This window comes from Cryobacterium sp. AP23, assembly GCF_054075385.1.
Window position 1 is genome coordinate 2,781,423 of sequence record NZ_CM133415.1, and the last position, 18,975, is coordinate 2,800,397.

Genomic DNA, 18,975 nt, shown 5'->3' on the forward strand with positions numbered 1-18,975 from the left:
CTTGCCCGGTTGGCCTTGGGCCGGTCCGACGACCTAGGGGGAGGGTTGGCCGCGCCGTGTCCGGCACCCACCCCTTCTCGAATCGCACGATCTTCCCGCACTGCCGCCCCCCGGTCGACCGCCTCGACCTGGGCGAGCTCACCCCGGAGGAGATCGGAGAGATGCATGACCTAGGCGTGAGCACACACACCACCCAAACGCGACAGACTGAGAATGTGACCCGTCTTTCGTTCGATCCGTCCAGACTCGGTCGCGGGCTCGCATTCGCCGCGGCGATCGATGACCTGAGTGCTGCGCTTGATCGGAGCCGCACCGTGGTCGTCAGCGCGCCGCCGGGCACGGGAAAGACCACACTCGTGCCGCCCATCCTCGCCGATCGGGTTCCGGGTCGTGTGATCGTCACTCAGCCACGCCGGGTCGCCGCCCGCGCTGCCGCCCGACGACTCGCGCAGTTGGACGGATCCTCTCTCGGCTCTCGCGTCGGATACACCGTCCGTGGCGAACGCCAGGTGAGTCCATCCACCCTGATCGAGTTCGTTACCGCCGGCGTGCTTCTGCGCCGACTGCTCGATGACCCTGGTCTCGACGGGATCGATGCGGTCATTATCGACGAAGTGCACGAACGGGCTTTGGAGACGGACCTGCTGATCGGGCTACTCGGCGAGGTCCGCGAGCTGCGCGACGACCTCGTCCTCGTCGCGATGTCCGCGACCCTCGACGCCGAGAGGTTCGCGACAATTCTCGGTACGGATGCGTGCCCGGCCCCGATCGTGACCCAGAGCGCACCGGCCCATCCGCTCGAGGTGCGCTGGGTGCCCTGTCCCACACCTCGACTGGATGAGCGGGGGGTCACCTGGGCTTTCCTCGACCACGTCGCGAGCACCGCGGTTGCCGCACACCGCGCCCTCGTGCGCACCGATCCGGCCGCCGATGCTCTTGTCTTCGCGCCGGGTGCGCGTGAGGTCTCCGAGATCGCCGGACGCATCCGTGGTCTCGCCGCCGAGTTCGACGTGCGGGAACTGCACGGCCAGATCCCCGCCGCAGAGCAGGATACGGTGATCAGTGGGCGGAGCCCCGATGCTGCAGCACGGATCATCGTCACGACGTCACTGGCCGAATCCTCTCTGACCGTGCCCGGCGTACGCCTGGTCGTCGACACCTGCCTGTCTCGTGCTCCGCAGCGGGATGCTGCGCGCGGCATGAGCGGTCTCGTCACCGGCCCGACGCCCAAGGCCTCCGCCATCCAGCGCTCGGGGCGCGCCACCCGGCAGGGGCCTGGCGTCGTGGTCCGCTGCGTCGACGAGCGCACCTTCGCCACGGCGCCGTCGCACGCTGCCCCCGAGATCCAGGCGGCAGATCTCACCGATGCAGCCCTGCTCCTCGCCTGCTGGGGCGCCCCAAGTGGCGTGGGCCTGCGGCTGGTCGATCCGCTCCCGTCTAGCAGCCTTGGCGAGGCCCTCGCCGCGCTGCGTGGGCTCGGCGCGATCGATGCCGATGGCCGCGCCACCGACGAAGGGCGAGCGCTCGCCCGCGTCCCGACACCTCCGCGCCTCGCCCGCGCACTGCGCGCCGGGAGTGACCTGGTCGGCGGGCGCACAGCGGCCGAGGTCATCGCGCTGCTCACAGGTGACCTCCGCGTTCACGACGGAGACGCCCAGGCCACTCTCAACGCGCTGCGCACTGGACGAAGCCCGGAGGCCCGCCGATGGGAACAGGATGTCCGCCGTCTCGAGCGCTTCGCCGGGGCGAATGACACGGCGCGCGGAGGCGCTGATCAGACCGGACTGATCATCGCGCTCGCCTTTCCCGAGTGGATCGCCCGCCGCGTCGATCAATCGCCCAACGGTGCAACCTTTCTTCTCGCCTCCGGCACCCGTGCCGGGATCACCGGTCAGCTCGCGAGTGCCGACTGGTTGGCGGTGGCGGACGTCACTCGGGCAGAGGGACGAGCGGCCGCAGGAACCGGAGCACTCATCCGCTCCGCCGCCGTCATCTCCGAGAACCAGGCGGAGCAGGTGGCGCCCCATCTCTGCACAGACCAGGTCGAAGCACGGTTCGTGGACGGGCGCGTCGTGGCCCGCCGCGAACGTCGGATCGGTGCGATCATTCGCTCGTCCGTGCCGGTGCGCGTACCGGCGGACGATGGCGGACGGGATGCCGTCCGCCGTGCCGTCACTGCGCACGGCCTCGGAGTGTTCATCTGGTCAGACGCCGCGGACGCTCTGCGGCGTCGCCTCGCGCTGCTGCATCGCGAGCTAGGATCGCCCTGGCCGGATGTCTCAGACACCGTTCTGCTCGCTACACTCGATGACTGGCTCGGCCCCGAGCTGAGCGACCTGGCCGCCGGCACTCCGGCCGCGCGCATCGACCTGGCCCCTGCACTCCGCCGTACCCTGCCCTGGCCTGCCGCGGTCGACCTTGACGCTCTGGTTCCTGAGCGCTTCCGGGTTCCCAGCGGTTCGCATGTCCGTCTCAGCTACCCACCCGCCGATGATTCGTCGGCCCGTCCTGTTGTGGCTGTGAAACTCCAGGAATGCTTCGGATGGGCAGAGACCCCACGAATCGTCGGAGGACGAGTGCCGGTGTTGTTCCACTTGCTTTCCCCCGCCGGGCATCCCCTTGCCGTGACCGACGACCTCGCATCCTTCTGGGCAGGTCCGTACTCGCAGGTGCGAGCGGAGATGCGCGGACGCTACCCGAAGCACCCCTGGCCGGAGGACCCCTGGTCCGCCGTACCCACCCGGCACACCACGCGCCGCGCAGCCCTGGGCTAGGGCCGCGACACATCCTGCAGTCGGCTGACAGCTACGCGCCGGCCACCATGTCGGCGAAGCGGGAGTAGTGGCCGTGGAAGGCCACGGTGACGGTGCGGGTGGGGCCGTTACGGTGCTTGGCCACGATCAGGTCGGCCTCACCGGCGCGCGGGTTGTCCTTTTCGTAGGCGCTCTCGCGGTGCAACAGGATCACCATGTCGGCATCCTGCTCCAGCGAGCCGGACTCACGGAGGTCGGAGATCGCCGGCATCTTGTCGGCGCGCTGCTCCGGGCCACGGTTCAGCTGGGACAGCGCGATGACCGGAACCTGCAGTTCCTTGGCGAGGAGCTTGAGCGCCCGGGAGAACTCGCTGACCTCCTGCTGGCGGGATTCGACCTTCTTGCCCGACGTCATCAGCTGCAGGTAGTCGATCACGACGAGCTTGAGGCCGACGCGCTGCTTGAGGCGGCGGCACTTGGCCCGGATCTCGACGAGGGTCATGTTGGGGCTGTCGTCGATGTAGAGCGGGGCATCGTTGATGCGACCACGGGTGGCGGCGATGGTGGTCCAGTCGCGGGCCTCGACATTGCCCTTACGCATGCTCTGCAGGGGCACGGAGGCCTCGGCGGCGAGCAGGCGCATGGCGATCTCGCTGCGCCCCATTTCCAGCGAGAAGAAGATGCTCGGCATGTCGTGGTGGATGGACGCCGCGCGGGCGAAGTCGAGGGCCAGCGTGGACTTACCCAGTGCGGGGCGGGCGGCGACGATGATGAGCTGGCCACCGTGGAAACCGTTGGTGAGCTCGTCGAGGTCGGCGAAGCCCGTGGGCACACCGGTGAACTGGCCGTCCTTGAGCTTGGCGGCCTCGATGTCCTCGATGGCGGCGGTCACGGCGTCGGTGAGGGGGACGTAGTCCTCGGTCTCGGTGCTGCCGGTGATGGAGTAGATCTCGGCCTGGGCGGTGTTGACCAGGTCGAGCACCTCGCCCTCGCCCGCGTAGCCCATCTGGGCGATGCGGGTGCCGGCATCGACGAGTTTCCGCAGCATCGACCGCTCGGCCACGATGGTCGCGTAGAAGCCCGCGTTGGCTGCCGTGGGGACGAGGCTGGTCAGGGTGTGCAGGTAGTCGGCGCCACCGGCCCGGGAGATCTCGCCGAGCTTGGTGAGTTCGTCGGTGACGGTGATGACGTCGGTGGGCTCACCCTGCGCGTAGAGCGAGAGGATCGCGTCGAAGATGATCTCGTGCTTGGGCACGTAGAAGTCCGCGGCCCTGACGGTCTCCACGACGTCGGCGACGGCATCCTTGCTCAGCATCATGCCGCCGAGGGCGCTCTGCTCGGCCAGGAGGTCGTGCGGCGGGGTCCGCTCACTGTGGCGGGGCTCGGAACTGCCCCGGTAGTCGGAGCCGCGTTGGTCCGAGCGTTGGTCGGCCAAACCCAGGTGAGCGATCGACACGCCGAGCCTCCTCGTGTTGGTGTGGTTCAGGTGTATCAGGACCCACTGACAAGGCCGGTCCGGCACGCAGGCGGGTCTCGATGTACCCGCTTGCCCACCCTAGAGAGACTCACCTGCCCTGCCAAACCAGCCTGTGGATAACAATGTGAGTAATCTGCGCGAAACGCCGCGTGACTTGTGCACAACCTGTGCACTGTCCTGTGGACAACTCACGGGTATTAAATTCGAAACCCTTTTTGACCTGCATTATTTTTTATACACAGGGGTGTGAGGAAACTAGTTTCAATGCTGTGTTGAATGTTGGTGAAATAGGTGGACACCTGTGCACAAAGCGGTGCAATGAGGGGTTAAATCAGCCCGGAAGTGGGGGTCGCGCTCGTTGCCGGGGCGTTAAAAAGAGGTGTGGCGGTGATTCCTTTCGGAACCACCGCCACACCCCGTGGTGAAACGCTTACTTGGCGGCTACAACCTGGAGGTTGATGGTCGCGCTGACCTCGTCGCGCAGACGAACCGTCGCGGTGTGCTCACCGGTCGCCTTGATCGGGCTGAGCTCGATCTTGCGCTTGTCGATGGCACCGAGGCCGGCCGCGGCAACCGCGTCGGCCACGTCGGTGGTCTTGACGGAGCCGAACAGGCGTCCGCCGGCGCCGGCCTTGACGACCAGCTTGACCTTGGTGTTCTCAAGGGTGACCTTGAGAGCCTGGGCCTCTTCGAGGGTGGCGTGCTCGCGGGCTACGCGGGCGGCCTTGATCTGCTCGATCTGCTTTTCGCCACCGCGGGTCCACGCAACAGCGAAGCCCTGGGGGAGAAGGTAGTTGCGAGCGAACCCGTTCTTGACATCAACGATGTCACCGGGGGTACCGAGGCCGGAGACCTCGTGCGTCAGAATCAGTTTCGACATGTGAGGGCTCCTTACCGGCCTGAGCCGGCGTAGGGCAGCAAGGCCATTTCGCGGGCGTTCTTGACGGCGCGCGCGATCAGGCGCTGCTCCTGGACGGAGACGCCGGTGATGCGGCGGGCGCGGATCTTTCCACGCTCTGAGATGAACTTCCGAAGAGTGGGGACATCTTTGTAATCGATGACACCAACCCGGATCGACTTCGCGGGGGCGGCGTTCTTGCCACCCTTAGCACCGCGGAGCGGCTTGCGGCGGTCGCCGCTCGACTTTCCAGCCATGATTTCCTTACTTTCTTAAACGTTTGAGTGCAGCCGTCAACCGTGAGGTTGGGCTTAGAAGGGGGTCTCGTCGCTGAAGTTACCCGGGGTGTTCCAGACATCTCCGCCGCCGGTGTTGGCTGCGGGGGCGCTGGGGGCCCAGGGCTCGTCGTTACCCTGCTGCTGCGCGACGGGCGCGCCGCCGCGGGGGGCAGAGGATGACTGCGCGCGGGTGAGGGAGGCGGTGGCGTAGCGCAGCGAAGGACCGATTTCGTCGATCTCGAGCTCCATGCTCGTGCGCTTTTCACCTTCCTTGGTCTCATACGAACGCTGCTTGAGACGCCCGGAAGCGATGACACGGGAACCCTTGGTCAGTGAACCGGCCACGTGTTCGGCGAATTCACGCCAAACGCTCGCGCGCAGGAACAGTGCCTCGCCATCTTTCCACTCACTGGTTGCGCGATCGAAATTGCGCGGAGTGGAGGCGATGGTGAAGTTGGCTACCGCCAGCCCGTTCTGCGTGTAACGCAGTTCCGGATCGCTGGTGAGGTTGCCCACCACGGTGATTACGGTCTCGCCGGCCATGGGCTACTTGTCGCTTGCCTTGTCGGCGTCTGCCTCGGCAGGAGCGTCCACGGCGGCCGGAGCTGCCGGGGCAGCTGCAGGCTTGGCGGATGCGGCGACCTTGGCAGCGGGTGCTGCGGCAGGAGCGTCGGCCTTGACCGGAGCAGCAGCAGCCTTCGGGTTGGCTGCCTTGCGGGCGGCCTTCTCGGCGGCAAGCTTGCTTGCGACGGCAACCTGGGCGATGCCCTCTTCTGCGCGAAGCACCTTGGTGCGCATGACGGCTTCGGACAGCTTCAGCTGACGGTCGAGCTCGGCAGTTGCTGCGGCGTTTGCGGTGAAGTCGACGACGGCGTAGATGCCTTCGGCCTTCTTGTTGATCTCGTATGCGAGACGGCGGCGACCCCAAACGTCAACCTTGTCAATGGTTCCGCCATCGTTGCGAACAACGTTGAGGAACTTGTCAAGGCTGGGAGCTACGGTGCGCTCATCGATCTCGGGATCGAGGATAACCATCAATTCGTACTGGTGCATGACTAACCCACCTCCTTCGGACTAAAACGGCTGCAGTATTTCTGCAACAGGAGGGTTGTGCATGTGTTGAAGGTGGAGGCCGGGATCCGGCACACAGACAACCTGCCAAGACTACTGGAATAGGTGACCCTGCGCCACCTTTCCCTCCCGATGCCCTCCGCACCGGGAATTCTCGCCGAGTTGCCCCTCTGCGGACGAGCTGCCCCGTTATACGGGGGCAACTCGTCCGTTGCGGGGCAAGTCGCGTGCGTCATGGCCGCAGGCCCGCGTTGAGTAATACGGCCCGCAACCGCTCAGGACGCAGGGCATCCGCCCAGAGCCAGCGCGCCATCGACCGGCCAGGGGCGCGGAGTCGATCTTCCCGGCGTTTCTCGGCCCAGACGACCTCTTCGATCGCGCGCCCGTCCATGAACTCACCTCTGGTGTACTTGACCTCACCGTCGAACTCGCCCAGCAGTGGCATCCGTTTCACGTGGAACCGTCGTTTCCAACGGAAATCCACCCGGTCTTCTCCCGAGGCGTGGGGGTACACCACCTGCAGTTCAGGCATCGGCAGCCCGGCGAGCAGAATGCCAGTTCGACTCAGCGATTCTCCGACCGACCCCGACCGGGCATCGGAAAACCCGACCGCATGCCGTGCACGCCGGGTACCCCGCCTGGATCCGAGGCGGAGCACCTGCTCCATCACCTCATCGCGGGTGACAATGGGCATCAGGCGCCCGCCCGGCAGGAGGAACCGTTCCTGGATGCCCGCGTCGAGACTGATCACAGCCGAGCGGAACGGTTGGCTCCGGGCGAGATCGACCAGAGTGCGCAGCCTCGTCGTGACGAGCAGTCCGTCGATCTCGGTGACGTCCTCGTCGGGCAGAGGGTCATGATGCCAGGCGATCCAGTTCTTCGAGCTGCGGGTCTGCCCGGTGCCACCCTGCAGGTGCACCTCGGTTGGCCACTGCCCGAGGATCGGCAGCCCCCAGACGCGTGCCGCCGACAGGTGACTGACGACGGGCCGGGTGTGCCGGGACAGCACCGCAGCATGGATGCGCATCAGGTAGCGCGCATCCGCGTCGGCGCTCGACCACACGTTCCGCGCGACGTAGATGCCGCGGCGCAGGCGCTCGGTGCCTCCGCGCTCATGCTCGCGGCGCTGGGCACGGCCATCAGTGTCGGGCTGGAGGCCGCCGAGCTGGAGGCCCGACGGCGGCTGGGTGTCATCTGTCATGCCGAGCAGCCTCGCCGCTGGACCTCGCGGCGGGGCCGGGGTCACCGTGGACGGTGCACAACCGCGCTAGGTGCGGCCTGTGGAGGACCGGCGTACAACCGCGAGTTGCCCTGTTGCGGACGACTTGCCCCGGTGTACCGGGGCAAGTCGTCCGCAGGTGGGCAACTCGGGTGGAGAGGATCAGGCGCTGCGGGCGGTCCACCAGGTTTGCAGGCGGCGGGTGGCTTCCTCGGTACCGAGGGGGCCGTCATCGAGGCGCTGCTCCAGCAGGTAGCGGTACGCCTCGCCGACCTCACGGCCGGGTTTGAGGTCCAGGATGGCCATGATCTGTTCGCCGTCGAGGTCGGGGCGAACGGAGTTCATCTCCTCCTGGGCGGCGAGTTCGCTGATGCGCTGCTCGAGGTCGTCGTAGGCGAAGGCGAGCCGGTCCGACTTGCGACGGTTGCGCGTGGTGACGTCCGCCCTGGTGAGGATGTGCAACCGTTCGAGCTGGTCGCCGGCGTCGCGCACGTACCGGCGCACGGCGGAGTCGGTCCAGGCGCCCTCGGTGTAGCCGAAGAACCGCAGGTGCAGTTCGACCAGCCGGGACACGGCGGAGATGGTGTCGTTGTCGAAGCGCAGCGCGCGCAGCCGCTTCTTGGCCAGCTTCGAGCCGACCACGTCGTGGTGATAGAAGCTGACCACGCCGCCAGCTTCGAGCTTGCGGGTGGACGGCTTGCCGATGTCGTGCAGCAGGGCGGCCAGGCGCACCACGAGGTCGGGTTCGGTGAGGTTCTTGCGGGAACGCTCATATCCGATGGCCTGGTCCAGCACGGTCAGGGTGTGTTGGTAGACGTCCTTGTGGTGATGGTGCTCGTCGACCTCGAGCCGCAGGGCAGGGATCTCCGGCAGCACGATGGCGGCCAGGCCAGAATCAACGAGCAGTTCGATGCCGGCACGGGGGTTGGCCGAGCGCAGCAGCTTGCCGAGCTCGTCACCCACCCGCTCCGCGGAGATGATGCTGATGCTCTCCGCCATCGCTGCCATCGCGATCGCGGTGTCCAGGTCAAGGGAGAATCCCAGCTGGGCGGTGAAGCGGGCCGCCCGCATCATGCGCAGCGGGTCGTCGCCGAAGGAGATCTCGGGTGCCGTCGGAGTGCGCAGCACTCCTTTAAGTAGGTCGTCGATGCCGCCGGAGGGATCGACGAGTGTTACCTGGGGCAGCCGCAGCGCGATCGCATTGACGGTGAAGTCCCGCCGGAGCAGATCGTCGTCCAGGCTGGTGCCGAAGACCACGTCGGGATGCCGGGTCTGGCCGTCGTAGCTGTCGGCCCGGTAGGTGGTGATCTCGACCTTTTCGCCCGCGATCTGGGCACCGATCGTTCCAAAGGCGCGGCCGATGTCCCAGTGCGCCTCGGCGATCGGCTTCACGATCGCGAGGATCTGGTCCGGTGTGGCGTTCGTCGTGAAGTCCAGGTCGTTGGTGATCCGGTCGAGGAACGCATCCCGGACCGGACCTCCCACCAGGGCCAATTCGAAACCGGCCTTGGCGAACGAATTCGCCAGTCGGGACACCGTGGGGGAGGCAGCCAGGTCGCCCAGTCTTGCGAGGGCTGCCGCGACGCTCTGCATGACCCCATGGTAGTTGCTTGCCCCGAGCCGGGCGTTCCGTCGCGGCCGCCCTGGAGGGTTCTCCCCTGTCAACGCCGTAGAATCCCGTACATGGTGGCCGATCCGATTCACGCGCGTCGGCCCGCGCTCCCCGGAATCCGACGGCGCATTCTGGCCGCAGTCCTCTCTGCCCCCCTGGTGCTCTGGCCGGTTCTGGCCGGGACGGGCCCCGCATCCGCCGTTTCGGCCGCGCGCACGACGAGCACAACGGCGGCCGCGGCCACGGATGACGAGACCGTCACGATCGACGTCGCCCCCAGTGGCTCCTCGATCCTGCACATCGATCAGCCCCTGCAACTGACCGCCACCGTCACCAATGACACCGACACGGCCGTTCCCGCCGGGTCGGTGGAAGTGTTCCTGGCCGAGCGTGCGCTCACCACTCGCACGGCCCTGAATGACTGGCTCGACCCCGACGAGGACAGCGACTTCGGCGACCTGCTGACCAGCGTTCCGCTCACGGCGCCGGTGCTGCCACACAGCACCGTCAGCGTCGCGGTCAGCGTGCCCAGTGAATCGCTCGGCCTGTTCGAGTGGAGCCCGTGGGGGCCACGGGGCATCGCGGCCTCCCTGAGCGCTGAGGACACCGTGCGGGCGACCGGACAGTCCACCTTCGTCTGGTACCCGGACACGAGCGAATCCACGCCCCCGACGGTGACCCCGCTCAACCTTGCCGTCGCCATGCCGATCACCACGCCACCGTCGAGCACCGGTTTGATCAGTGCCGAGGACCTCACCGCCTACACCGCAGAATCCGGAATCCTCACCCGGCAGCTCGACGGCGTCGCGGACCGGGCGGTGGCCATCGCCATCGACCCGATGATCATCGCGTCGATCCGGGTGCTTGGCTCGGCCGCCCCGGCTAGCGCTATTGACTGGCTGAACCGCCTCCAGCAGGCCCCGAACGATATATTCCCGCTCGGCTATGCAGACGCGGACCCGTCTCTGGCAACACAGTCGGGTGCAACCGGCCCGCTCTCACCCACGTCGTTGCAGTTCGCCACCGATCCCTCACTGTTCACCCCGACGGCCCCGGCCGAACCTCCGGCGGGGGACGAGGAGACCGCGGATCCCAATATTCCAACACCGACATCTACCGCGGAACCCGAGCCCGACGAGTCCGGCACCGCACCGACGCTCGGTCAGCTGCTCGCCTGGGACTACAGCACGACCGCCATCGCGTGGCCCGCGGACAACGTCGTCGCCCAGGCCGACCTCAGCGCCTTCTCGGCTGCCGGGCTCACCAGCACCATCCTGGCGTCGGGCAATGTCGCCGACGACGACGCGCTCACGCCGAGCACCACCGTCGACCTGGGCTCCGACCAGGTGGGGCTGGTCGCCGACACCGGCATCTCGCAGGCGTTGCGCCGCGCGATCACCGCCACCACCGACGCGTCCTGGCGCGGAGCCATGGCCGAGCTCTCTTCGCAGGTCGCCGTCGTCGCGGCAGCGAACCCGGACGAGGCGCTCACCCTACTGGCCACAATGGACCGGGGCTGGCCGCCGACCGCCGCGCGGCTGAGCCAGACTCTGGACAACCTGGCGAATCTGCCGTGGTACGGCCCCACCACTCTCACGGCTGCGGCCGCCACCCCGGTGTCGACCGCTGTCAGCTTCGTGCCCCAGGCCGAGCCCGCCGCCAGCGTCGACCTCGCCAGCCGACTGATCGACCGTGAGGCGGAGGTGATCGACTTCGCCGGTGCGCTGGCGGATCCCAGCGCGGTCACCGCCCCGAACCGTCTGTCACTCCTCGGATTGCTCGCCACATCGTGGGCGTCGGCTCCCACGGACTGGCGTACCGCCGTCGGCGAAAACCTGGCCGCGTCCCACGAGCTGCTTGGCTCGGTGACAGTGAGCACCACCGGCCCCATCAACGTCGTCGGCAGCAAGGTGGACATCCCAATCACCCTGAACAATTCCCTCGACCAGGCCGCCACGGTGCGCGTGCAGGTCGTACCGTCGAACGGGCGACTCGTGGTCGGAAACGACGTGGAAACCGTCATCGACGCAGACTCCGCCAGGACCGTGTCGATACCGGTCACTGCAGCCGTCGGAAACGGTGACGTCACCCTGCGCGTCATCCTGTACACCCCCTCGGGCTCGACGATGGACCAGCCCTCCTTGATCCCCGTGAACGTGCGCGCGGATTGGGAAGGCATCGGCTCACGCATCTTCGCCGCCCTGGTGGTGCTGTTCTTCGGCTTCGGCGTGTGGCGCAACATCGTGCACCGCCGTAGCGATCGCAGCCGAGCCGCCAGCGAAGAAGCCGACCCGGACGCCGACCTCGAAGCCGGCCCCGACGCCTCACCCACCGGCCCCGTCGACACCATCCCGGCGACGACCCCCACCGCGCCCGACGACCTACCGGCGGCGCCCCGTGGCTAGCGGTATCGGCCGCGCCAGCGCGATCCTCGCGTCCGGCACCATGGTCTCCCGCCTGCTCGGGTTTCTCAAGGTCATCGTCTTCGCCCGGGTGATCGGCCAGTTCGGCCAGAGCGCCGACGCGTTCGCGCTGGCCAACCAGCTGCCGAACACCGTCTACACGATCGTCGCCGGCGGCGTACTCACCGCCGTCCTCGTGCCCCAAATCGTGCGCGCCAGCCTTCACGACGACGGCGGTACGGCATACATCAACAAACTCGTCACACTGGCCCTGGGCATCCTGGCGATCACAACGCTGGCCGCGAGCCTGCTGGCGCCCCTCATCACCCGCTTCATAGGCCTCGGCTATTCGCCGGAGCAGATGTCGCTCGCAATCGCCTTCGCCTACTGGTGCCTGCCGCAAATCTTCTTCTACGGCCTGTACACGGTATTCGGAGAGGTCCTCAACGCCCGCAAGTCGTTCGGCCCCTTCACCTGGGTGCCCGTGCTCAACAACGTGATCGCCATCGGCGGGCTGCTCGTGTTCATGGCGCTGTTCGGCGCCGACCCTCTCGGCAACCGGCTGGCCACGGACTTCACGCCGGCGATGATCGCGCTGCTGGCCGGAAGCGCCACCCTGGGCGTCGTGCTGCAGGCCGTGGTCCTGTACTACTTCTGGCGACGGATCGGGCTGCGCTATCGCCCGGACTTCAAATTCCGCGGTGTCGGCCTCGGGGCGGCGGGCAAAATGGCCAGCTGGACCTTCGGCATGCTGCTCCTCACGACTGGAGCGGGCATCATCGAGACCCAGGTGGTTTCCGGCGCGTCGGGCGAGGACGCCTCGACCGCCGTCCTGAGCACCGCCTGGCTGATTTTCATGCTGCCGCACTCGATCATCACGGTCTCGGTCGCCACCGCGTATTTCACCCGCATGAGCGAGCACGCGTCTCGCGGCGACACCATGAGCCTGCGCACGGATGCGTCCTCCGCCATCCGCGGAACCACACTGCTGATCGTGCTCGCCAGTGCCGTCATCATGGTCTGCGCGTATCCGTTCGCGGCGGTCTTCGTGCACGAGAGTTTCAGCCAGACGCAGGCCATCGGAAACGTCATCATCGCCTACCTGCTGGGACTGGTCGCGTTCTGTGTTCTCTTCGTCGTGCAGCGCACCTTCTACGCTCTCGGTGACACTCGCACTCCCTTCTTCTTTACCCTGTTCCAGGTGGTGCTGGTCATCATCGGCGTCCTCGGCTGCACGCTGTTGCCGCGCGAGTGGACCGCGTTCGGTATTGCACTCGTGGTGACACTGTCGGGCATCCTGCAGGCGGTTTTCGCCGCCTGGCTGCTCCGCAAACGCCTGGGCGGAATCGATGGCCGTCGCATCCTGCGCAGCCTGAGCAAGTACTTCGTCGCCGTCATCGTTCCTGTGGCCGCGGGCGTCGGCGTGCTGCTCGCGCTGGGCGGTACGACCGACGGCGGCTTCGCGGTGTCCGGCATCGCCCAGGCGATCCTCAGCATGGTGCTGATCGGGCTGGTCATGTCCGGCCTGTACTTCGGCCTGTTGCTCCTGATGCGCAGCCAGGAACTGCACGGGTTCCTGGCACCGGTGAGAGCCCGCTTCCAGCGCTGACACTCCGCCGGCGCGGAATACCATCCGATTAGGATGTGTTGTACCCGAATGTGAGGCGCCGAAGGGCGTCTCTCCCATTGATTTCAAGGAGTCTCCGCGTGCGTCAGATCATCATCATCGGTTCGGGTCCTGCCGGCTTCACCGCGGCAATCTACGCTGCACGGGCCAACATGAAGCCCCTCCTGATCGCCAGCTCGGTCGAGGCCGGCGGTGAACTGATGAACACTACCGACGTGGAGAACTTCCCCGGATTCGCCGACGGCATCCAGGGCCCCGAGCTGATGGCCAAGATGCAGGAGCAGGCCGAGAAGTTCGGCACCGAGGTCATTTACGACGACGTCACCAAGCTCGAATTCGGCGACACCGTCAAGTCGGTGACCCTCGGCAACGGCGAGAAGTACGAAGCCCTGTCGATCATCTTCGCCACCGGCTCCGCCTACCGCAAGCTCGGCATCTCCGACGAGGAACGCCTCAGCGGCCGGGGTGTGTCCTGGTGTGCCACCTGCGACGGTTTCTTCTTCAAGGAGAAGGTCATCGCCGTTGTCGGCGGCGGTGACTCCGCAATGGAGGAAGCCACCTTCCTCACCCGGTTCGCCAGCAAGGTGTACATCATCCACCGCAAGGACACCCTGCGCGCCTCGAAGATCATGCAGGAGCGTGCCCTGTCGCACCCGAAGATCGAGTTCCTCTGGAACGCCGAGGTTGTCGGCATCGATGGGGAAGAGGCCGTTGAAGGCCTGCGCCTGCGCGACACCGTCACCGGTGCGGACAGCACACTGGCGGTCGGCGGATTGTTCGTCGCCATCGGCAACGACCCGCGGACCCACCTCGTCCACAACCTGCTCGACCTCACCAGCGAGGGCACCATCGCCGTCGCCGGCCGGTCCTCCAAGACGAGCCAGGCGGGCGTATTCGCCGCCGGAGACGTCATCGACCCCACCTACCGCCAGGCGGTCACCGCGGCCGCCAGCGGCACCGTGGCCGCCCTGGACGCCGAGCACTACCTGGCTACCCTTCCCGAGGATCTGCTGGCTGCCGCCGGCGACCCCGAATTTGCAACTGTCACCAACTAAGGAGCACTACATGTCAGCACGCGCCGTCACCGACGCCACCTTCGACCAGGAAGTCATCAACAACGAGAAGACCGTCCTGGTGGACTTCTGGGCCGAGTGGTGTGGCCCGTGTCGCGCCGTCAGCCCGATCCTCGACCAGATCGCGGCCGAGAACTCCGACAAGATCGACATCGTCAAGCTGAACGTCGACGACCACCCGGCCTTGGCCGCGAAGTACATGATCACCTCCATCCCCGCGATGAAGGTCTTCCAGAAGGGCGAGGTCGTCAAGACCGTCATCGGCGCCAAGCCGAAGCCCGCGCTCGAAGCCGACCTGGCCGCCTACCTCCAGTAGCCGCGGCAAGGTTCTCAAGCGAACCCGACACCCGCCCGGCACACGCCGGGCGGGTGTTTTTGTTGTCTTCGGGGCCGATGCGCATCCCGCGGGCCCCACCCCATACGATTAAGGCCTCACCAGAACGGATATGACGTGACAGCGATAGGCAACTCCCAGGCCGGCAACAACCTCGACCCGTGGTACCACCACTACGCCGAGCGAGCCGCCGCCCTGCGCGCCTCCGAGGTCCGCGCACTGTTCGCCGTCGCCTCCCGCCCCGAGGTCGTGTCACTGGCCGGCGGCATGCCGTACGTTGCCGCCCTGCCCCAGGACCTCGTCATGGGCGCCCTGGAGAACGTCATGCGCAAGCAGGGCCCCGTGGCCCTGCAATATGGCTCTGGTCAGGGAGTTCCCTTCTTCCGGGAGCAGATTCTCGAGGTCATGGCGCTTGAAGGCATCCGCGCCCACGCCGACGACGTCGTCGTGACCACCGGCTCCCAGCACGCCCTCGAACTCGTCAGCAAGCTCTTCCTCGATCCCGGCGACGTTGTCATCTCCGAAGGCCCGAGCTACGTCACCGCCATGGTGATCTTCAAGTCCTACCAGGCGGATGTCGATCACGTGCCGATGGACGAGCACGGCATGATTCCCGAGGCGCTGCGCGAGCACATCACGCGGCTCAAGGCCGCCGGCCGCGCGATCAAGTTCCTCTACACGATCCCCAGCTTCCACAACCCGGCCGGCGTCACCCTCAGCTGGGCCCGACGGGTGGAGATCCTGGAGATCGCCCGCCAGAACCAGATCCTCGTTCTCGAGGACAACCCGTACGGTCTGCTGTACTTCGACCAGAAGGCGCCGGACGCCATGCGTTCGGTCGAGCGCGACGGTGTGATCTACCTCGGCACCTTCTCCAAGACCCTGGCACCCGGTTTCCGGGTGGGCTGGGCCCTCGCCCCGCACGCCATTCGAGAGAAGTTGGTTCTTGCCAACGAGGCCGCCGTGCTCTCCCCCAGCTCGTTCAGCCAACTCGTGATCTCCGAGTACCTGTCGACGGCGGACTGGAAGGGTCAGATCAACACCTTCCGCGGGGTGTATCGGGAGCGTAAGAACGCCATGCTCTCCGCCCTCACCGAATACCTGCCCGAACTCACCTGGACGAATCCGAACGGCGGGTTCTACGTCTGGCTCACCCTGCCCGACACCCTCGACTCCAAGGCGATGCTGCCGCGCGCCGTCAAGGAACTCGTGGCGTACACCCCGGGCACCGCGTTCTTCGCGGACGGACAGGGCCGCCAGAACATCCGGCTCTCCTTCTGTTACCCCACGCCGGAACACATCCGGCTTGGCATTCGCAGGCTCGCCACGGTCATCCGCGATGAACTCGAACTGCTGGACACTTTCGCCGGCACCGGGTCACTGTCACCGGCCCACGATGGTCGGCGCTTCGGCGCACCGCCGCCCAACAGCAACTAAATCCTCCTCTCCCTCGCCTCGACCCAAGGAAAACCCCAGATCATGAGCGAATCCGAGTTTCTTGACATTGTTGTGCTAGCCGGCGGTATCTCCCACGAGCGAGATGTTTCCATGCGTAGCGGGCGACGCGTCGCCGACGAATTGACCAGCCTCGGCCACACCGTCACCGTTCTGGATCCCCAGGCTGGCCTCCTCACAGAATTGGCTCGACGGCAGCCCGACGTCATCTGGCCGGTTCTGCACGGAGCCACCGGCGAGGACGGCGCCTTGCTGTCACTACTCGAGACCACCGGCATCCCGCACGTGGGTCCGCGTGGCACAGCCGCCGGGCTGGCCTGGTCGAAGCCGACGGCCAAGGAGCTCGTCCGCCGGGAGGGTTATGCCACGCCGGCCTGGATCGCCCTGTCACGGGAGACGTTCCGCGATCTCGGCGCCGCCAGTGTCCTGGAGCACCTGGTAAGCGCCCTCGGCACACCGCTTGTGGTCAAACCCGCGCAGGGTGGCTCCGCCCAGGGTGTCACGATCGTCGAGACAGCGGCGGGGCTCCCCCGCGCCATGGTCGACGCCTACACCTACGCCGACACCGCCCTGGTGGAGTCCAAAATCGAGGGAACCGAGCTCGCCGTCACCGTCATCGACACCGGCGACGGCCCCCAGGCTCTGCCGGCCGTGGAAATTGTGCCGGTCAGCGGTGTTTTCAGCTTCGAGGCACGGTACAACGCCGGTGAAACGCTGTTCTTCACGCCGGCCCGCATTGCGCCAGAGGTGGCCCAGCGCGTTGCCGACACCGCAGTGGCAATCCACGGCCTCCTCGGGTTGGCACAGCTCTCGCGGATCGACCTCATGGTCGATTCCGATGGGGTGGCCTGGTTCTTGGAGGCTAATGTGCTCCCCGGCTTGACCGAGACATCGCTCGCCCCCCAGTCGATCGAGGCGTCCGGAGAGTCCCTCGGATCGGTCTACGCCGCCCTGGCTCGCGCTGCTTCCACCAGCCTGCGCTGAGGTCATGTTTCACGTGAAACATGCGCTTCTGGACCAACCCCTCCCCCGGTAGGCGCCCCGGCGGGATTGTTTCACGTGAAACATCGGCACAATGACCGTCGCTGGCCATGCCCCGGCCGCGCCCTCACTGCGTCGAAGATATCACCCATCTCAGAGCGTCTACGCGACAGTGACCGCGCCCCGAAGACCTCAATCCATGGGATCTCAAGCATCTCTGAGCAGTGCCGGCGATGTTTCACGTGAAACACATACCAGTCGGTGGTGATTTCGGCTGGCGGTATCCGTGTCTGGGCCCATGCATGGTCTGAGTCCGTTGCACGGCTGCCAGTATCCAGGAATCGCCAACAGTCCAGGTTGCTCACGCTCTCATGCATCACGGGGCGGGCTTTATGAGCTGGACCAGGCCCCAATAGACGAATGTTTCACGTGAAACAGTAGCCGCCTGCGCCGACGAGTGCAGCTAAGCCCACTCTTCCAACATCATCCCCAGGGGCTGACGGATATTCAGGGCAACAGCGCCGTGCGGTGTGCGCCATTTCGCGTCGGATGGATGCATGTTTCACGTGAAACAGTGGGCGCCCACGCCGTGAATGCGCCCACAGTCCCGCACTATCGCTCCGGCACCGGACCGATTCTGCATTCTTCACGGATATTTTCGAGCAGCAGGGACCGTCTCCCTCACCATGTGGGGTCGACACGCGATCCGGCCAGTCCCGCTAGCGGCTTAGAATCCGTCCTGACGCGCCGAAATGGCCGACATTTTGGGCCCAAGAGAGCTGTTGAGACCGCAGGTTTCACGTGAAACATGCATGTGTGAAGATCTTCCTCTGAGACGCGCACAATCTCGCGGATCCAAATACGCCTGGAGAGTCCACGTATAGCTAGGGTGAACGCTGAGCTTCCGACGATGAAATGTCTTCACCCGCCGCAGGCGATGGGTTGTTTCACGTGAAACATCGAACAGCGTTGCCCGCACCGTGTTCGACCGGGCGGCGGTTTTTGGGCGCCTGGCGCCGTCCCTGCCCGAACGCGCGCCCGCTCAACGTGGACATTACCTCGCGGCTATGGTTACTCTCGTATAGATGTCGATACCGCTCGCGCAGATTGCACACGCGCGGCCGGTCAAAGATGTCTCGGAATGATGCAGGTCCGCCTGTTTCACGTGAAACATGGACAGATGGACCATGCCTCTGCAGATCTTTGCCGGTCGTCAACATTCAGGCCTGGTGATACAGCCGCGCTAGACGAGATGTTGCACGTGAAACATGTCGGTCAGTGCGTCCGCGCCGGTGCCCCGAGTATGGATAGGAAGCAGATTTCGTTGCATTGGTGGCCCATTTGCTCTCGGGTGGGCCGTCTAGAGCGTCGTTCCCTGGTTTGGAGAACTAGGTTGGCAGAGCGCATCCGGGCGCCCGCGGCTTAGGATCGATCCTGACGACTCGAAAGATCCCGCTTTTTCGACAAAAAGAGCCACTTTTGCTCCTGAGCGTGACTCGACCCAGACGTTATGGGCCCTCCCGTAGCCCATGTTTCACGTGAAACATCACAGCTCGACGTCGGCGCCACACTTAGCTGTTCATGCCATTGGGACTCGACAGGTTTGACCAGCGATTCGGGAGCGTCGCACGCGGACGTCACCAGGTCTCGACAAGCTCGACCAACGACGTGTGAGGGTCACCGACGGACCTCGCGAAGGCTCGGCCAGCGAGGCAGTGGCGACAGTTTCCAGGAGCGAGGCCGGCTGACGTTTCACGTGAAACGGGGAAATTCGATGGTTCCCTCCAGCACTGCC

The 18,975-nt window shown here is 66.1% G+C and carries 13 protein-coding genes and 1 pseudogene; 7 read left to right on the forward strand and 7 right to left on the reverse strand.

The annotated features are described in order from the left end of the window. Positions 1–161 precede the first annotated feature (161 nt). Complete coding sequence (hrpB, locus tag ACU5E9_RS13215; protein ID WP_456813542.1) at positions 162–2,774, forward strand: ATP-dependent helicase HrpB; 2,613 nt, start codon at positions 162–164, stop codon at positions 2,772–2,774. A gap of 31 nt (positions 2,775–2,805) precedes the next feature. Here hrpB and dnaB read toward each other — a convergent pair whose 3' ends face one another. The 7 genes and pseudogenes from dnaB to ACU5E9_RS13250 form a co-directional block, all read right to left on the reverse strand. After that, positions 2,806–4,209: a replicative DNA helicase gene (gene dnaB / locus ACU5E9_RS13220; RefSeq protein WP_456810375.1), complete on the reverse strand. Its 1,404-nt coding sequence runs from the start codon at positions 4,207–4,209 to the stop codon at positions 2,806–2,808. A gap of 451 nt (positions 4,210–4,660) precedes the next feature. Further along, the gene (gene rplI, locus ACU5E9_RS13225; RefSeq protein WP_456810376.1) at positions 4,661–5,110 is read right to left on the reverse strand and encodes a 50S ribosomal protein L9; all 450 of its coding nucleotides are present in this window, start codon (positions 5,108–5,110) and stop codon (positions 4,661–4,663) included. Positions 5,111–5,121: 11 nt separating this feature from the next. Further along, complete coding sequence (rpsR, locus tag ACU5E9_RS13230; protein WP_035835236.1) at positions 5,122–5,385, reverse strand: 30S ribosomal protein S18; 264 nt, start codon at positions 5,383–5,385, stop codon at positions 5,122–5,124. Between the two features lie 54 nt (positions 5,386–5,439). Continuing rightward, a complete protein-coding gene (locus tag ACU5E9_RS13235) occupies positions 5,440–5,949 on the reverse strand; it encodes a single-stranded DNA-binding protein (protein ID WP_088457765.1) in 510 nt (169 codons plus the stop codon). A gap of 141 nt (positions 5,950–6,090) precedes the next feature. Beyond that, positions 6,091–6,459 (reverse strand): annotated as a pseudogene (gene rpsF / locus ACU5E9_RS13240) (30S ribosomal protein S6); the annotation flags it as partial. A gap of 250 nt (positions 6,460–6,709) precedes the next feature. Beyond that, positions 6,710–7,678 carry a hypothetical protein gene (locus ACU5E9_RS13245; RefSeq protein ID WP_456810377.1) on the reverse strand — a complete coding sequence of 323 codons (969 nt, stop codon included), beginning with the start codon at positions 7,676–7,678 and terminating at the stop codon, positions 6,710–6,712. A 180-nt stretch (positions 7,679–7,858) separates the two neighbouring features. Then, the gene (locus tag ACU5E9_RS13250; RefSeq protein WP_456810378.1) at positions 7,859–9,289 is read right to left on the reverse strand and encodes a CCA tRNA nucleotidyltransferase; all 1,431 of its coding nucleotides are present in this window, start codon (positions 9,287–9,289) and stop codon (positions 7,859–7,861) included. A gap of 90 nt (positions 9,290–9,379) precedes the next feature. Between ACU5E9_RS13250 and ACU5E9_RS13255 the strand changes: the two genes are divergently transcribed. From ACU5E9_RS13255 to ACU5E9_RS13280, 6 genes are all read left to right on the forward strand, one after another. Continuing rightward, positions 9,380–11,713 (forward strand): DUF6049 family protein, encoded by a 2,334-nt coding sequence (locus tag ACU5E9_RS13255; RefSeq protein ID WP_456810379.1) that lies wholly within the window; start codon positions 9,380–9,382, stop codon positions 11,711–11,713. Continuing rightward, positions 11,706–13,319 (forward strand): murein biosynthesis integral membrane protein MurJ, encoded by a 1,614-nt coding sequence (murJ, locus tag ACU5E9_RS13260; protein WP_456810380.1) that lies wholly within the window; start codon positions 11,706–11,708, stop codon positions 13,317–13,319. Before ACU5E9_RS13255 ends, murJ begins: the two co-directional genes overlap by 8 nt. Positions 13,320–13,417: 98 nt before the next feature. Further along, positions 13,418–14,392: a thioredoxin-disulfide reductase gene (gene trxB / locus ACU5E9_RS13265; protein WP_456810381.1), complete on the forward strand. Its 975-nt coding sequence runs from the start codon at positions 13,418–13,420 to the stop codon at positions 14,390–14,392. A gap of 10 nt (positions 14,393–14,402) precedes the next feature. Then, positions 14,403–14,726 carry a thioredoxin gene (gene trxA, locus ACU5E9_RS13270; protein ID WP_456810382.1) on the forward strand — a complete coding sequence of 108 codons (324 nt, stop codon included), beginning with the start codon at positions 14,403–14,405 and terminating at the stop codon, positions 14,724–14,726. 135 nt (positions 14,727–14,861) lie between these two features. After that, the gene (locus tag ACU5E9_RS13275) at positions 14,862–16,181 is read left to right on the forward strand and encodes an aminotransferase-like domain-containing protein (protein ID WP_456810383.1); all 1,320 of its coding nucleotides are present in this window, start codon (positions 14,862–14,864) and stop codon (positions 16,179–16,181) included. Between the two features lie 42 nt (positions 16,182–16,223). Further along, positions 16,224–17,183, forward strand: coding sequence for a D-alanine--D-alanine ligase family protein (locus ACU5E9_RS13280; protein ID WP_456810384.1), 960 nt, complete (start codon positions 16,224–16,226; stop codon positions 17,181–17,183). Positions 17,184–18,975 lie beyond the last annotated feature (1,792 nt).

Bases quoted from the DNA above. Each gene is read 5' to 3' on its own strand.
- ACU5E9_RS13255 (WP_456810379.1), top strand. From the start codon at position 9,380: ATGGTGGCCGATCCGATTCACGCGCGTCGGCCCGCGCTCCCCGGAATC.
- ACU5E9_RS13245 (WP_456810377.1), bottom strand. From the start codon at position 7,678: ATGACAGATGACACCCAGCCGCCGTCGGGCCTCCAGCTCGGCGGCCTC.
- ACU5E9_RS13235 (WP_088457765.1), bottom strand. From the start codon at position 5,949: ATGGCCGGCGAGACCGTAATCACCGTGGTGGGCAACCTCACCAGCGAT.
- rpsR (WP_035835236.1), bottom strand. From the start codon at position 5,385: ATGGCTGGAAAGTCGAGCGGCGACCGCCGCAAGCCGCTCCGCGGTGCT.
- trxA (WP_456810382.1), top strand. From the start codon at position 14,403: ATGTCAGCACGCGCCGTCACCGACGCCACCTTCGACCAGGAAGTCATC.
- hrpB (WP_456813542.1), top strand. From the start codon at position 162: ATGCATGACCTAGGCGTGAGCACACACACCACCCAAACGCGACAGACT.
- ACU5E9_RS13250 (WP_456810378.1), bottom strand. From the start codon at position 9,289: ATGCAGAGCGTCGCGGCAGCCCTCGCAAGACTGGGCGACCTGGCTGCC.
- rplI (WP_456810376.1), bottom strand. From the start codon at position 5,110: ATGTCGAAACTGATTCTGACGCACGAGGTCTCCGGCCTCGGTACCCCC.
- ACU5E9_RS13280 (WP_456810384.1), top strand. From the start codon at position 16,224: ATGAGCGAATCCGAGTTTCTTGACATTGTTGTGCTAGCCGGCGGTATC.